Below are 12933 nucleotides of genomic sequence, written 5' to 3' on the forward strand. Positions count from 1 at the left end.
TAGAGTAAGCAAGACGTACGTACGGTTTGGAGGGCGGCGCGATGTGGGATCCGGCCAGTTACCTGCGGTTCGGCGGTGAGCGGGCGCGGCCGTTCTTCGACCTTGTCGCCCGGATCGGCGCGGAGCGGCCGCGCGCCGTCGCCGACCTCGGTTGCGGTCCAGGCAACCTCACGGCGGTCCTCGCCGAGCGCTGGCCGGGCGCGCGGGTCCGCGGCCTCGACTCGTCGGCCGAGATGATCGGGCAGGCGCGCGTCGGGTCGTACCCGGTGGATTTCGAAGTGGGCGACCTGCGCGACTGGACCCCGGAGGCCGACCTCGACGTTGTCGTCTCCAACGCGGCGCTCCAGTGGGTGCCCGGCCACGAGGCGCTGCTGCCGCGGTGGGTGGCGGCGCTGCCGCCCGGTGCGTGGCTGGCCGTCCAGGTGCCGGGCAACTTCGACGCCCCCTCCCACCTCGCGCTGCGAGCGCTGAGCGTCGAGGCCGGGCTGGGCGACTTCGTCCGTGACGCGCCGGTGCTCGACCCGGCGGGCTATGCCGACCTGTTGGCCGGCGCCGGGTGCGCGGTGGACGCGTGGGAGACCACGTACCTGCACCGGCTGCCCGTGGTGCCCGGCGCCGAGCACCCGGTCCTGACCTGGATGGAGGGGACTGCGCTGCGGCCGGTGCGGGCGGCCCTCGACCACGAGCGGTGGGAGGTGTTCCGGGACACGCTAGGAAAACGCCTCGCAAAGGTTTATCCGGTGCGCGGTACGGTCGTGTCCTTCCCGTTTCGAAGGATCTTCGTCGTCGCGCGTACACAGGGGGACTGATGCTGGAGTCGTTCATCGCCGGACTGCCCAAGGTGGAGTTGCACGTCCACCACGTCGGCTCGGCGGCACCCCGGATCGTGGCCGAGCTGGCCGCTCGCCACGAGGGGCGCACGCCGGTGCCGGCCGACCCGGCGGCGGTGGCGAAGTACTTCGAGTTCCGCGACTTCGCCCACTTCATCGAGATCTACCTGAGCGTGGTCGACCTCATCCGCGATCCCGAGGACGTGCGCATCCTGACCTACGAGGTGGCCCGCGAGCTGGCCCGCCAGCAGGTGCGGTACGCCGAGCTGACCGTCACGCCGTACTCGCACGTGTCGCGGGGCATCCCGGCGGAGGCGTTCTGCGCGGCGATCGAGGACGCGCGGGTGCGGGCCGAGGCCGAGATGGGCATCGTGCTGCGCTGGTGCTTCGACATCCCGGGCGAGGCGGGGCTGCCGGCGGCCGAGGAGACGCTCGAGATCGCGCTCGACCACCGGCCGGACGGGCTGGTCAGCTTCGGGCTCGGCGGGCCGGAGGTGGGGGTGCCGCGGCCGATGTTCAAGCCGTACTTCGACAAGGCTCGGGCGGCCGGGCTGCGCTCGGCGCCGCACGCGGGCGAGACCACCGGGCCGGAGACGATCTGGGACGCGATCCGCGAGCTGGGCGCCGAGCGGATCGGCCACGGGATCTCGGCGGTCCAGGACGAGCGGCTGATGGCGTACCTGGCCGAGCACCGCATCCCGCTCGAGGTCTGCCCGACGTCCAATGTGTGCACCCGCGCGGTCGCCTCGATCGAGGAGCACCCACTGTCGGCGCTGCGCGCGGCGGGCGTACCGGTCACGATCAACTCGGACGACCCGCCGATGTTCGGCACCACGCTCAACGACGAGTACGCGGTGGCCGCGCGCCTGCTCGACCTCGACGAGGCGGGCCTGGGGGAGCTGGCGAAGGACGCGGTGGACGCGTCGTTCCTCCCCGACGGCGAGAAGCGCAAGATCAAGGAAGAGATCGACGCGTACGTCGCAACGGCACCTCAGAGCGCGTAGAGCGGGTCCTGCCAGCAGGCCAGTACGGCCAGGATGACGCCGCTGCCGATGGCCACCCAGCGGATCAGGCGGCGGCGCGACCGGGTGGGCTCCTGGCCCTCCGGCTCCGCCACCGCCGCTCCGGGTTGGCGCCACGGTGAGGGCGTCGCCGCGCGGCTGTGCTCGGTCACGTGCCCTCCTTAGGTGGGCGCGCGGCGGGAGCAGGGTTGGGGGACCATTTCCCGCCGCGCGCGCAAAAGGTCCCACCGGACCGCTGTGGGTGGACAAACTGCGGGTGGTGGCCCGGAGGAACCAGGATGGGATCGCGGTCGATGCTGCCATCCGGCCGCCGTACCAATGGTCCGGTTAACCCAGACCTAAGGAGAACTTGCCGGTCTCCTGCCCTTCCGGCGCCCCGTCAGTCGCGGTTGGGGCGCTGGCGGGGCCAGCGGCGGGCGCCGGGCTCGCGGGCCAGCCGGCCCACCAGGCCGAAGCGGCTCACCTGCTTGGGTACCGCCTCGGCGTCGGCGAGCAGCATGACCACACTGGCACCGCCGAGCCGTGCGCGGTCGATGCTCACCGAGCCGCGCGCCTGCTGGGCCGCCCGGCGCGCGATGTCGAGGCCCAGGCCGGTGGAGCCTCGGTCGCTGGTGCCGCGGCGCAGCGCGCGGTCCGGGTTGGCGATGCCCGGTCCGGCGTCGTCCACACGTACCGCCACGTAGCCGTCCCGCCGGGAGATCGCGACCTCGAACGCGGTGCCCTGCGGCGTGTACCGGAAGACGTTGCCGAGCACCGCGTCGAGTGCGGCAGCGAGCTCGGCCCGGGGCAGCGGCACCGGGATGTGCGAGTGCGCGCCGGTCACCTGGTTGGGTCGCTGCTGGTCGCTGGCGAGCGCGGACCAGAAGACCATGCGGTCACGGACCACCTCGGCGGCGTCGCAGATGCTCTCCTCGGGCTGCTCGGCCTGCTCGACCACCTTGCGGCTGGTCTTGATGAGCACGTCGACCTCGCCCTCCAGCGTCACGATCGCCTGGCGGATGCGGCGGATCGTGCGCCGCCGGTCGAGCTCGGCCGCGCTGAACTGCCCCACGCTCGTGTCGTCCGAGTCCAGCGCGTCCGCGTCCAGCCGGAGCACGGTCAGCGGCGTACGCAGCCGGTGGGACAGGTCGGCGACAAGCTCGCGCTCGTTGCTGCGGGCGGCGACGAGCTTGTCGGCCATGCGGTTGAACGCGTACCCCGCCTCGGCCAGCTCGCGCGGGCCGCTGGGCTGCACGCGTACGGCGAGGTCACCGTCACCGACCGCCATCGCGCCCTCGACAAGCGAGCGCGCCGAGTTGACCGCCACGGAAGCGAGCCGGTCGACCACGACCACCGACGCCGCGACGAGGCCGAGGGTGAGGCCGATCAGCAGCCACCAGTTGGCACCGCCGAACGCGCCGTCGGGCAGGAAGACCTCCACGACGGCGGTAGCACCTTCCATGGGTACCGACTGGAGGTAGACCTTGCCGCCGTCGGTGTCGGCGAGCACCGGCGCGGTACCGCCGGCCGCCCGGGTCACGTCCTCCGGCTTGGCGCGGGAGCCCTCGGCGGGCGCCTTGAGACCGTGCACCACGGCCGGGTCACCCTCGCCGGCGGCGAGCGCGGCGCGCTTTACCTGGTCGTCGTTGGCCGCGACGGTGAGCGCGCCGGCGACGGCGGCCGTACGCCGCTGGGCAGCCGCCACCGCCTCGTCGTGCGCGTCCGCCCGCTGCTCGAGGCCGAGCGGGATCATGAAGGCCAGGGCGGCGATGGTGGTGAGAGCGGCGGTGACGTAGGCGTGCGCCTGCCTCAGTCCGGTGCCACCAACCGGAATCCGACCCCCCGCACGGTGCGCAGGTAGCGGGGCTTCGCTGCGGACTCGCCCAGCTTGCGGCGTAGCCAGTACAGATGCACGTCGATGGTCTGGTCCTCGCCGACCGACGGTTGCCGCCATACCTCCTCCAACAGCTCCCGGCGGGACACCACGCGGCCCGGGCGGGCCGCCAGGTATGCCAGCAGGTCGAACTCCTTGCGGGTGAGCGCGAGCGGCACCCCGTCGAGGTGCGCGCTCCGCTCGCCGACGTCGACCTTGAGGCCGCCGACCTCGTGCACCGCGGGCTGGACCGCCCGGCTCGCCCGCCCGGCGCGACGCAGCACGCTCGTGATGCGCGCGTCGAGGTGGGCGCCGGTGAACGGCTTCACCATGTAGTCGTCGGCGCCGGCGCGCAGCAGTCGCACGATTGCCTGCTCGTCGTCACGGGCGGTGGCGATGATGATCGGTATGTCGGTTATGCCCCGCAGCATGCGCAGGGCGTCGGCGCCGTCGAGGTCGGGCAGGCCGAGGTCGAGCACCACCAAATCGGGCGTCTCGGAGGCGACCCGGCGCAGCGCGTCGAGCGCGGTGCCGACGGCGTGGACGGCGTGGCCCCGATCAGCCAGCGAACGCAGCATCGCGCCACGCACAACATGGTCGTCTTCGACCAGGAGGACGGTGGCCATGCGAAGACGGTACTGCCCTTGGCAAGCGGCGGACGATCCCGGTTTGCTGATCTGACGTCGTTCCGATAATCGAGACACGATCCGAATGCCCCTGCGTTACGACTAGTGACCTGCAAGGATGGATTGAGTGAGCGTCACGGACACACCCCTCGCGCCGGCCCCTGAGGCCGGCGCCGTCATGACCGAGGAAGAGCTGCGGGACCAGGCCATCGAGGTGCTGGACGCCAACTGGGAGCGGGACCACTCGGTGCCGTCGCGGGCCTTGTACCCGCACCAGTGGAGCTGGGACTCCGCGTTCACCGCCATCGGCCTCGCCCACCACCGGCCGGAGCGGGCCTGGCGCGACCTGCGCAGCCTGTTCTCCGCCCAGTGGTACGACGGGCGGGTACCGCACATCGTCTTCGACCCGGACGTGTCCGAGCGCGACTACTTCCCGGGTCCCGCATTCTGGGATGCGCCCGCGTCACCCGGGCGCCTGGGCGGGCTCACGACGGGCATCGTGCAGCCGCCGGTACATCCGGTCGCCGCCCGCGAGATCTTTCTGAACTGCCTGGACCGCGACGCCGCCCGGCTGGAGTTGGAGTGGCTGTACCCGCGGCTGGTGAAACAGCAGACGTACCTCTGCGAGGGTCGTGACGTGGGCGGCGACGGGCTGGTCAGCATCGTGCACCCGTGGGAGTCGGGCCTGGACAACAGCCCGTGCTGGGACGGCGCGCTAGAGGCCGTACCCGTCGACCTGTCGCTGCTGCGCCGCCACCGCCGCCAGGACACGAAGCGGGCGGTCCACGCGCACCGACCCACGGACACCGACTACGCGCGGTACATCCTGCTCGCCGCCAACTACCGCGACGGCGGCTACCTGGACGAGGGCCTGATCGAGCACCACCCGTTCATCGTGGAGTGCCCGTCCTTCAACTCGATCATGGCGCTCGCCGAGCTGGCCCTGGCCGACATCGCCGAGGCGATCGGCATCGACGCGGCGCCCCACCGCGACAAGGCGGAGCACATCACGAAAGTCCTGGTAGAACGGCTGTTCAGCCCGGAGACCGGCATGTTCCACCCCCGCGACGTGCGCACCGGCGAGCTGAGCACGGCCCGGTGCGTGGGCGGCTTGGTCCCGCTGATCCTGCCCGGCCTGCCCGAGGCGCAGCGGTTGTCGCTGCTGGAGGTGGGCCGCTCGGTGGGGTTCGGCCTGAACCGCGAGATCCCGCTCCCGTCCTACGACCGCACCGCGCCGGACTTCGACCGCCTCCGCTACTGGCGCGGCCCCGTCTGGATCAACGTCAACTGGCTGATCTGGCAGGGCCTGCGCTCCCACGGCCACGAGCGCGAGGCGGCCGACCTGCGCGCCGCCATGCTCGGCATCATCCGGCGCGGCGGCTGCCACGAGTACTTCGACCCGGTCGACGGCACCGGCATCGGCGCGGTCGCCTTCAGCTGGACGGCCGCGCTCGCGCTGGACCTGATGGCCGCCGTGCCCTAGGCGTCACCCTCGGGGCCACCCCGGCCGGGTGGCCCCGAGCCCGCCTTAAGCGGGCCGGGCCGGGAGTTGGAGGACCCAGCGGTACGCCTGCACGAGCCCGGTGTCGAAGCCGGCCGCCGAGCCCCACAGGAAGAGGCGGAAGCGGCGGTACAGCGGCTCGCCCCACCGCGCCACCACCTCGTCGCGCGCGGCGTCCAGGCGCTTGGCCCACTCGCGGCAGGTGAGGAAGTAGTTGTGGCGGTCGTCGGCGATCGAGAGCAGCTCGAACGGGGACCTCGCCACGTGCCCCAGGTACTGGTGGAGCAGCAGCGGGGCCGAGTTGCCGGGGTAGATGTACCGCTTCATGAACGTGGAGACGCCGTACTTGCGGCGCATCGCGAGCGCGTCCAGGTAGACCCGGCCGCCCGGGCGCAGGAGCTCGGCGTACTTGGCCAGCGTGGTGCGGTAGTCGGGCAGGTGCTCGGTCACGCCCATGTTGACGATCGCGTCGAAGCGGTCGGGGTTCTTGTACCCGAAGATGTGCTGGCGGACGACCTTGACCGGAAGCTTCTCCCGCTCGAAGAGGTCCAGCAGGTAGCGCTCGGACTCCTTCGCCAGCGTGGTGGTGGTGACGTCGATGCCCCGGCGGGCGGCGTGCTCGGAGAACGCGCCCCAGCCGCCGCCGACCTCCAGCACCCGGTCGCCCGGCTTGACGCCCAGCGCGTCGATCGCGAGGTCCATCTTGCGGGTCATCGCGTCCTCGAGCGGCTCGTCGTCGGCCGCGAAGACGCCCTCGGTGTAGCAGCGGTGCCGCTCGTCGAGGAACGTCAGGAAGAAGTCCGAGTCCTCGTCGTAGTGGTGCGAGATGGCCCGCCGGTCGTCCTCCTTGCGGCCGCGCCAGATGGCGGCCGGCGTGAAGCGGGAGAGGAACGCGATCGGGTGGAAGTCCTTGAAGAACGCGCGCATCTTCAGCGCCTCGGCGAGGTCGCCGTCGACGTCGAGCCAGCCCTTGAGGTAGGCCACGGCCACGCCGAACTGGTCGAGGCCGGCCAGGGCCTTGGCGCCGCGGTCGTCCCGCACCGTGATGGTGAACACGGGTTCGCCCGCGCCGAAGCGGTGGGCCGGCCCACCGGCGGTGGCCACCGCGAAGGGCACGGCCGTCCGGGCGGCGAAAAACTCCTGGTACCTACGCTGAAGCGCGCTGATCACATCCGAAGCTGCCACACCGGCAATCTACCGCCGCGCGGGCCGGACGGCGCGTTTCTATAGCATGGCAGCGGTTACTGCCGAGCACACCACTGAGGAGATCGCCGTGTCCGCACCCCGTACCCCCGCTGTGGCCGACCTCGTCGTCCCGGCCGGGACGACGGCGGCCGACGCGGTGTCCGCCGCCGGCCTTCCGGCCGCGGGCCCTTCGGCCATCGTCGTGGTACGTGACAGCGCCGGCCGCCTCCGCGACCTCGACTGGGCGCCGGAGGCGGACGAGACGGTGACCCCGGTGACGCTCAGCGAGCCGGACGGGCTCAACGTGCTGCGCCACTCCACCGCCCATGTGCTCGCCCAGGCGGTGCAGGACCTGTACCCGGAGGCGAAGCTCGGCATCGGGCCGCCGATCGACAACGGGTTCTACTACGACTTCGACGTGCCGCGGCCGTTCCAGCCGGACGACATCGAGAAGCTCGAAAAGCGCATGCAGGAGATCGTCAAGTCGGGGCAGCGCTTCCGCCGGCGGCGGTTCGAGAGCCTTGACGAGGCGAAGGCCGAGCTGGCCGACGAGCCGTACAAGCTGGAGCTCGTCGACGTCTCCGGCGCCGGCGGCTTCGACTCGGACGAGATCATGGAGGTGGGCGAGGGTGAGCTCACCATCTACGACAACGTCGACGCCTCCTCCGACAAGGTGTGCTGGTCGGACCTGTGCCGAGGGCCGCACCTGCCGAACACGCGGCTGATCGGGGCGTTCAAGCTGATGCGCAGCGCCGCGGCGTACTGGCGCGGCTCGGAAAAGAACCCCCAGCTCCAGCGGGTGTACGGGACGGCCTGGCCCACCCGCGACGCGCTCAAGGCGTACCTGCGGCTGTTGGAAGAGGCCGCCCGCCGCGACCACCGCAAGCTCGGCGCGGAGCTGGACCTCTTCTCCTTCCCGGACGAGATCGGCTCGGGCCTCGCGGTCTTCCACCCGAAGGGTGGGATCATCCGCCGCGAGATGGAGGCCTACTCGCGGCGGCGGCACGAGGAGTCGGGGTACGAGTTCGTCAACACGCCGCACATCACCAAGGCGCACCTCTTCGAGACCTCGGGGCACCTGCCGTACTACGCGGACACCATGTTCCCGCCGATGGAACTGGAGGGCGCGCAGTACTACCTCAAGGCCATGAACTGCCCGATGCACAACCTGGTCTTCCGGGCGCGTGGCCGGTCGTACCGGGAGCTGCCGCTGCGGCTGTTCGAGTTCGGCACGGTGTACCGGTACGAGAAGTCGGGCGTGGTGCACGGGCTCACCCGGGTGCGCGGCCTGACCATGGACGACTCGCACATCTACTGCACCCGCGAGCAGATGCCCGGCGAGCTGCGCAACCTGCTGGCGTTCGTGCTCGACCTGCTCAAGGACTACGGCCTGGAGGACTTCTACCTGGAGCTGTCGACGCGGGGCGACTCGGAGAAGTTCATCGGCTCGGACGAGGAGTGGGCCGAGGCGACCGAGATCCTGCGCCAGGCCGCCGAGGACTCCGGGCTCGAGCTGGTGCCGGACCCGGGCGGGGCGGCGTTCTACGGCCCGAAGATCTCGGTGCAGGCGCGCGACGCGATCGGCCGTACCTGGCAGATGTCGACCATCCAGCTCGACTTCAACCAGCCGAAGCGCTTCGGGCTGGAGTACCAGGCAGCCGATGGCACCCGCCAGCAGCCCATCATGATCCACCGGGCGCTCTTCGGGTCGATCGAGCGGTTCTTCGGCGTGCTGACCGAGCACTACGCGGGCGCGTTCCCGGCCTGGCTGGCGCCGGTGCAGGTGGTGGGCATCCCGATCCGCGACGACCACGCTTCGTACCTCGCGTCTTTTGTGGAGCTTCTGCGCGCGGAGGGCATTAGGGCCGAGGTGGACACTTCGGACGACCGGATGCAGAAGAAGATCCGTACGGCCCAGCAGCAGAAGATCCCGTTCATGGCCATCGCCGGGGACGCGGACGTCGAGGCGGGCACGGTCTCCTTCCGGTACCGGGACGGGTCACAGCGCAACGGCATGCCGCTGGCGGAGGCCGTGGCGCACGTGGTCGAGGTGGTCCGCTCGCGCACGAACGCGGGTCCGTCGGCCGCCTAGGGTCCGCTAGACAGACCCTAGGATTGCTTCCGTGACGGACGGGTTGGAGCGGCTGTGGGCGCCGCACCGGATGACGTACATCGCTGGGAAGGACCAGCCGCCCGGCTGTCCGTTCTGTGTGGCGCCCGGCATGGAGGACGGCAGCCTCGTCGTCGCGCGGGGCAAGTCCGTCTATGCCGTGCTCAACCTGTACCCGTACAACCCGGGGCACCTGCTCGTCTGTCCGTACCGCCACGTGGCCGACTACACCGAGATCGACGCGGACGAGACGGCTGAGCTCGCCGCGTTCACGCAGACCGCGATGCGGGTGGTACGGCAGGTGAGCGGCGCGCACGGGTTCAACATCGGGATGAACCAGGGCGGGGTGGCCGGCGCCGGTATCGCCGCGCACCTGCACCAGCACGTGGTGCCGAGGTGGGGTGGCGACGGCAACTTCATGCCGGTGATCGGCCAGACGAAGGTGCTGCCGCAGCTGCTGTCGGACACGCGGGACCTGCTGGCGTCGGCGTGGATCGAGGCTTGACTTCCAGTGCGCTCCAACTGTGAATGTGGAACGCATGAGACGGACTCTGGGACGTAGCGGCATCGAGGTCTCCGCGCTCGGCGTGGGTTGCTGGGCGATCGGCGGGCCTTTCTGGCAGGGTGCGCAGCCCCTCGGATGGGGCGAGGTCGACGACGAGGAGTCGGTGCGGGCGCTGCGCCGGGCGCTTGAGCTGGGCGTGACGTTTTACGACACCGCCGACGTGTACGGCACCGGCCACAGTGAGCGGATCCTCGGCCGCGCCTTCGCCGGGCACCGCGACGAGGTGGCGATCGCCACCAAGTGGGGCAACACGTTCGACGAGGCGACCCGCCAGGCGACCGGCAGCGACGCCACGCCGGAGTACCTGCGGTCGGCCGTGGAGGCCTCCCTGCGGCGGCTGGGCACCGACCGCATCGACCTGTACCAGCTGCACCTCAACGGCCTGCCGATCCCGACCGCGCTCGACCTGGTGGACACGCTGGAGGCGCTTGTCGCGGCGGGCAAGATCCGCGCGTACGGCTGGAGCACCGACTTCGCCGACCGTGCCTCGGCGATCGCGAGCGTGGGTCCGCACGTCACGGCGATCCAGCATTCGATGTCGGTACTGGAGGACTCGCCGGACGTGCTCGACGTGGTGGAGAAGCACGACCTGGCCAGCATCAACCGGGGCCCGCTGGCGATGGGCCTGCTGACCGGAAAGTTCACCCGCTCGTCGACGCTGGGCCCGGACGACGTGCGGGGGATCGCGCCGGACTGGCTGTCGTTCTTCCAGGACGGGCGGCCGGCGCCGGCGTGGCTGGACCGCGTGGCCGAGGTGCGGGACGCGCTGACCTCGGACGGCCGAACCCTGGCCCAGGGCGCCCTGGGCTGGCTCTGGGCCCGCAGCCCCCGCACCATCCCAATCCCCGGCTGCCGCACGGTAGCCCAAGTCGAGGAAAACGCCGCAGCCCTAGCCAAGGGCCCCCTAGCCGCTGACGCGGCCGCGGCGGTGACCGCCCTCTTCTCGCGTGGTTGATCAGGGAGTTGGAGGAGTGGCGCGCCGGCGACACGCCCGACGAACTCCCTGATCAACCGCAAGCCTCGACCGCGAGGGTTGGGGGTCAGGCTGAGGCGTGTTCTTTTTTGGCTTGGTCGGTTAGGTGGGGTGGCATTGGTTCGTGCCTGGCGAAGGTTCTGGTGAAGGTGCCGGCGCCGCTGGTCATCGAGCGGAGTTCTACCGCGTAGCGGACTAGCTCGGTGGCCGGGACTTCGGCGCGGACCAGGGTGCGTTCGGAGCCGTTCTGGTCGGGTTCGGTGCCGAGTACCCGGCCGCGCCTGCCCGACATGTCCGACATGACCGCGCCGACGAACGAGTCGGGTATCCGGATCACGATCTCGTCCACCGGCTCCAGTAGCGTCAGCTGGCCCTTTTCTGCGGCGTCCCGCAGCGCCAGCGCGCCCGCCGTCTGGAATGCCGCGTCCGACGAGTCGACGCTGTGCGCCTTGCCGTCGAAGAGCGTGACCCGCAGGTCGACCACGGGGTAGCCGGCGACGATGCCGCGCTCCATCTGGGCCCGTACGCCCTTTTCCACGGACGGGATGTAGTTGTGCGGGACCACGCCGCCCACGATCTTGTCGACGAACTCGAAGCCGCTGCCGCGGGGCAGCGGCTCGACCTTGATGTCGCAGACCGCGTACTGGCCGTGGCCGCCGGACTGCTTGACGTGCCGGCCGTGCCCGGACGACTCGTTTCCGAACGTCTCGCGCAGCGCCACCCGTACCGGCTCGGTCTCCAGATCGACCCCGCCGGCGCGCAGGCGGTCGAGCACGACGTCGGCGTGCGCCTCGCCCATGCACCAGAGCACGAGCTGGTGGGTCTCCGGATTGCGCTCCAGGCGCATCGTGGGGTCGCCGGCGACGAGCCGGCCGAGGTTCTTCGCGAGGGCGTCCTCGTCGGCGCGGCTCTTGGCCACGATCGCCACCGGCAGCAGCGGCTCGGGCATCTCCCACGGCTCGACGAGCAGCGGCTGCTCCTTGGCCGAGATCGTGTCGCCGGTCTCCGCACTGCCCGACTTGGTGATCGCGCAGATGTCGCCGGCGATCGCCGCGGGAACCTCGCGCAACGTCACGCCCAGCGGCGCGTAGATGTGCGCGATCCGCTCGTCCGCGTCGTGGTCGGGGTGGCCTCGGTCCTCCATGCCGTGCCCGGACACGTGGACGGTCGCCTCCGGGCGCAGGGTGCCGGAGAAGACCCGTACCAGGGAAACACGGCCGACGTGCCGGTCGATGGTGGTCTTGACCACCTCGGCGACCAGCGGGCCGTTGGGGTCGCAGGTCAGCGGCGGCTGCGGTGTCCCGTCGACGCCGGTGACCGTCGGCAGGTCGTGCTCCTCGGGCGTCGGGAAGGCGGCGGTGAGCAGCTCCAGCAGCGCGTCCAGGCCGACCTGGGTCTCCGCGCAGACCGGCACGACCGGGTAGAAGTGGCCGCGCGCGACCGCCTTCTCCAGGTCCGTGATCAGCACCTCGACCTCGATGTCCTCGCCGCCGAGGTACCGGTCCATCAGCGTCTCGTCCTCGGACTCCGCGATGATGCCCTCGATCAGCTCGTTGCGCGCCTCCTCGATGGCCGGCAGGTGCTCCGGGTCCGGCTCGCGGACCTGCGGCGGGTACCCGTCGGTGTAGTCGAAGACCCGCTTGGTGATCAGCCCCATCAGGCCCACCGTCGACTCGCCGTCGTCGCCGAGCATGGGTAGATAAAGCGGCAGCACGTTGTCGCCGAAGACCCGCTGGCACAGCGCGACCGTCTCGTCGAAGTCGGCGCGCTGGTGGTCGAGCCGGGTCACTGCGACCGCGCGGGGCATGCCGACCGAGGCGCACTCCTCCCAGAGCGCTGCCGTGGCGGCGTCCATCCCGTCGACCGCGGAGACCACGAAGAGGGCGGCGTCGGCGGCGCGCAGACCGGCGCGCAGCTCACCGACGAAGTCCGCGTACCCGGGGGAGTCGAGCAGGTTGACCTTGGTGCCGTTGTGCACGAGCGGCGCGCAGGCCAGGGTCACCGACCGCTGCTGCTTGACCGCGGCCGGATCGTGGTCGCAGACCGTGGTGCCCTCGGTGACCGAGCCTGCCCGGGAGATCGTGCCGGTCGCGGCGAGCAGCGCCTCGACCAGAGTCGTCTTCCCGGCGCCCGAGTGCCCGACGAGCACCACGTTGCGTACCCTGCCGGGTGCGTCCACCACCGGCGCGGGGCCGGTGACTCCCTTCTCCTGACTCTTCTGCGCCATCGCCAGAACCTCCCTCAGCGGAGTGCGATCGTATGCGTCCAA

At 71.2% G+C, this 12933-nt stretch carries 11 protein-coding genes; 6 read left to right on the top strand and 5 right to left on the bottom strand.

Translation table 11 applies throughout. The features are described from left to right. The first annotated feature begins 41 nt into the window (after nucleotides 1–41). On the top strand, nucleotides 42–809 hold the full coding sequence (locus tag Pflav_RS02750; protein WP_173033503.1) for a trans-aconitate 2-methyltransferase: 768 nt from the start codon (nucleotides 42–44) through the stop codon (nucleotides 807–809). Then, nucleotides 809–1834 carry an adenosine deaminase gene (locus tag Pflav_RS02755; protein ID WP_173033505.1) on the top strand — a complete coding sequence of 342 codons (1026 nt, stop codon included), beginning with the start codon at nucleotides 809–811 and terminating at the stop codon, nucleotides 1832–1834. Before Pflav_RS02750 ends, Pflav_RS02755 begins: the two co-directional genes overlap by 1 nt. On the opposite strand, the gene Pflav_RS02760 is transcribed toward Pflav_RS02755, so the two are convergent. The 3 genes from Pflav_RS02760 to Pflav_RS02770 form a co-directional block, all read right to left on the bottom strand. Beyond that, the gene (locus Pflav_RS02760; RefSeq protein WP_173032605.1) at nucleotides 1822–2004 is read right to left on the bottom strand and encodes a hypothetical protein; all 183 of its coding nucleotides are present in this window, start codon (nucleotides 2002–2004) and stop codon (nucleotides 1822–1824) included. The genes Pflav_RS02755 and Pflav_RS02760 overlap by 13 nt on opposite strands. A 227-nt stretch (nucleotides 2005–2231) precedes the next feature. Continuing rightward, nucleotides 2232–3584 carry a HAMP domain-containing sensor histidine kinase gene (locus Pflav_RS02765; RefSeq protein WP_173033507.1) on the bottom strand — a complete coding sequence of 451 codons (1353 nt, stop codon included), beginning with the start codon at nucleotides 3582–3584 and terminating at the stop codon, nucleotides 2232–2234. A gap of 56 nt (nucleotides 3585–3640) precedes the next feature. Further along, on the bottom strand, nucleotides 3641–4330 hold the full coding sequence (locus tag Pflav_RS02770; protein ID WP_173033509.1) for a response regulator transcription factor: 690 nt from the start codon (nucleotides 4328–4330) through the stop codon (nucleotides 3641–3643). Nucleotides 4331–4457: 127 nt separating this feature from the next. Between Pflav_RS02770 and Pflav_RS02775 the strand changes: the two genes are divergently transcribed. Then, nucleotides 4458–5813, top strand: coding sequence for an MGH1-like glycoside hydrolase domain-containing protein (locus Pflav_RS02775; RefSeq protein ID WP_232070949.1), 1356 nt, complete (start codon nucleotides 4458–4460; stop codon nucleotides 5811–5813). A 45-nt stretch (nucleotides 5814–5858) separates the two neighbouring features. Here the strand turns inward: Pflav_RS02775 and Pflav_RS02780 are convergent, their stop codons facing one another. Then, nucleotides 5859–7016, bottom strand: coding sequence for a class I SAM-dependent methyltransferase (locus Pflav_RS02780; protein WP_173033511.1), 1158 nt, complete (start codon nucleotides 7014–7016; stop codon nucleotides 5859–5861). An 88-nt stretch (nucleotides 7017–7104) separates the two neighbouring features. Between Pflav_RS02780 and thrS the strand changes: the two genes are divergently transcribed. From thrS to Pflav_RS02795, 3 genes are read left to right on the top strand one after another with little or no spacing between them, the layout of a single operon-like run. Further along, nucleotides 7105–9108 carry a threonine--tRNA ligase gene (thrS, locus tag Pflav_RS02785; RefSeq protein ID WP_173042195.1) on the top strand — a complete coding sequence of 668 codons (2004 nt, stop codon included), beginning with the start codon at nucleotides 7105–7107 and terminating at the stop codon, nucleotides 9106–9108. A gap of 31 nt (nucleotides 9109–9139) precedes the next feature. Beyond that, nucleotides 9140–9631 carry an HIT family protein gene (locus Pflav_RS02790; protein ID WP_232070950.1) on the top strand — a complete coding sequence of 164 codons (492 nt, stop codon included), beginning with the start codon at nucleotides 9140–9142 and terminating at the stop codon, nucleotides 9629–9631. A 34-nt stretch (nucleotides 9632–9665) separates the two neighbouring features. Continuing rightward, nucleotides 9666–10646, top strand: a complete 981-nt coding sequence (locus Pflav_RS02795) for an aldo/keto reductase (RefSeq protein WP_173033513.1) — start codon at nucleotides 9666–9668, stop codon at nucleotides 10644–10646. Nucleotides 10647–10731: 85 nt separating this feature from the next. Here Pflav_RS02795 and Pflav_RS02800 read toward each other — a convergent pair whose 3' ends face one another. Then, the gene (locus tag Pflav_RS02800; protein WP_173033515.1) at nucleotides 10732–12891 is read right to left on the bottom strand and encodes an elongation factor G-like protein EF-G2; all 2160 of its coding nucleotides are present in this window, start codon (nucleotides 12889–12891) and stop codon (nucleotides 10732–10734) included. Nucleotides 12892–12933: the final 42 nt, after the last annotated feature.

Origin of the sequence: Phytohabitans flavus, from assembly GCF_011764545.1 — a bacterium.
Classification (GTDB): Bacteria; Actinomycetota; Actinomycetes; order Mycobacteriales; family Micromonosporaceae; genus Phytohabitans; species Phytohabitans flavus.

What these genes read in the sequence shown, in the direction of transcription:
- Pflav_RS02795 (WP_173033513.1), top strand. Translation starts at nt 9,666, where the DNA reads ATGAGACGGACTCTGGGACGTAGCGGCATCGAGGTCTCCGCGCTCGGC.
- Pflav_RS02770 (WP_173033509.1), bottom strand. Translation starts at nt 4,330, where the DNA reads ATGGCCACCGTCCTCCTGGTCGAAGACGACCATGTTGTGCGTGGCGCG.
- Pflav_RS02750 (WP_173033503.1), top strand. Translation starts at nt 42, where the DNA reads ATGTGGGATCCGGCCAGTTACCTGCGGTTCGGCGGTGAGCGGGCGCGG.
- Pflav_RS02755 (WP_173033505.1), top strand. Translation starts at nt 809, where the DNA reads ATGCTGGAGTCGTTCATCGCCGGACTGCCCAAGGTGGAGTTGCACGTC.
- Pflav_RS02765 (WP_173033507.1), bottom strand. Translation starts at nt 3,584, where the DNA reads ATGATCCCGCTCGGCCTCGAGCAGCGGGCGGACGCGCACGACGAGGCG.
- Pflav_RS02800 (WP_173033515.1), bottom strand. Translation starts at nt 12,891, where the DNA reads ATGGCGCAGAAGAGTCAGGAGAAGGGAGTCACCGGCCCCGCGCCGGTG.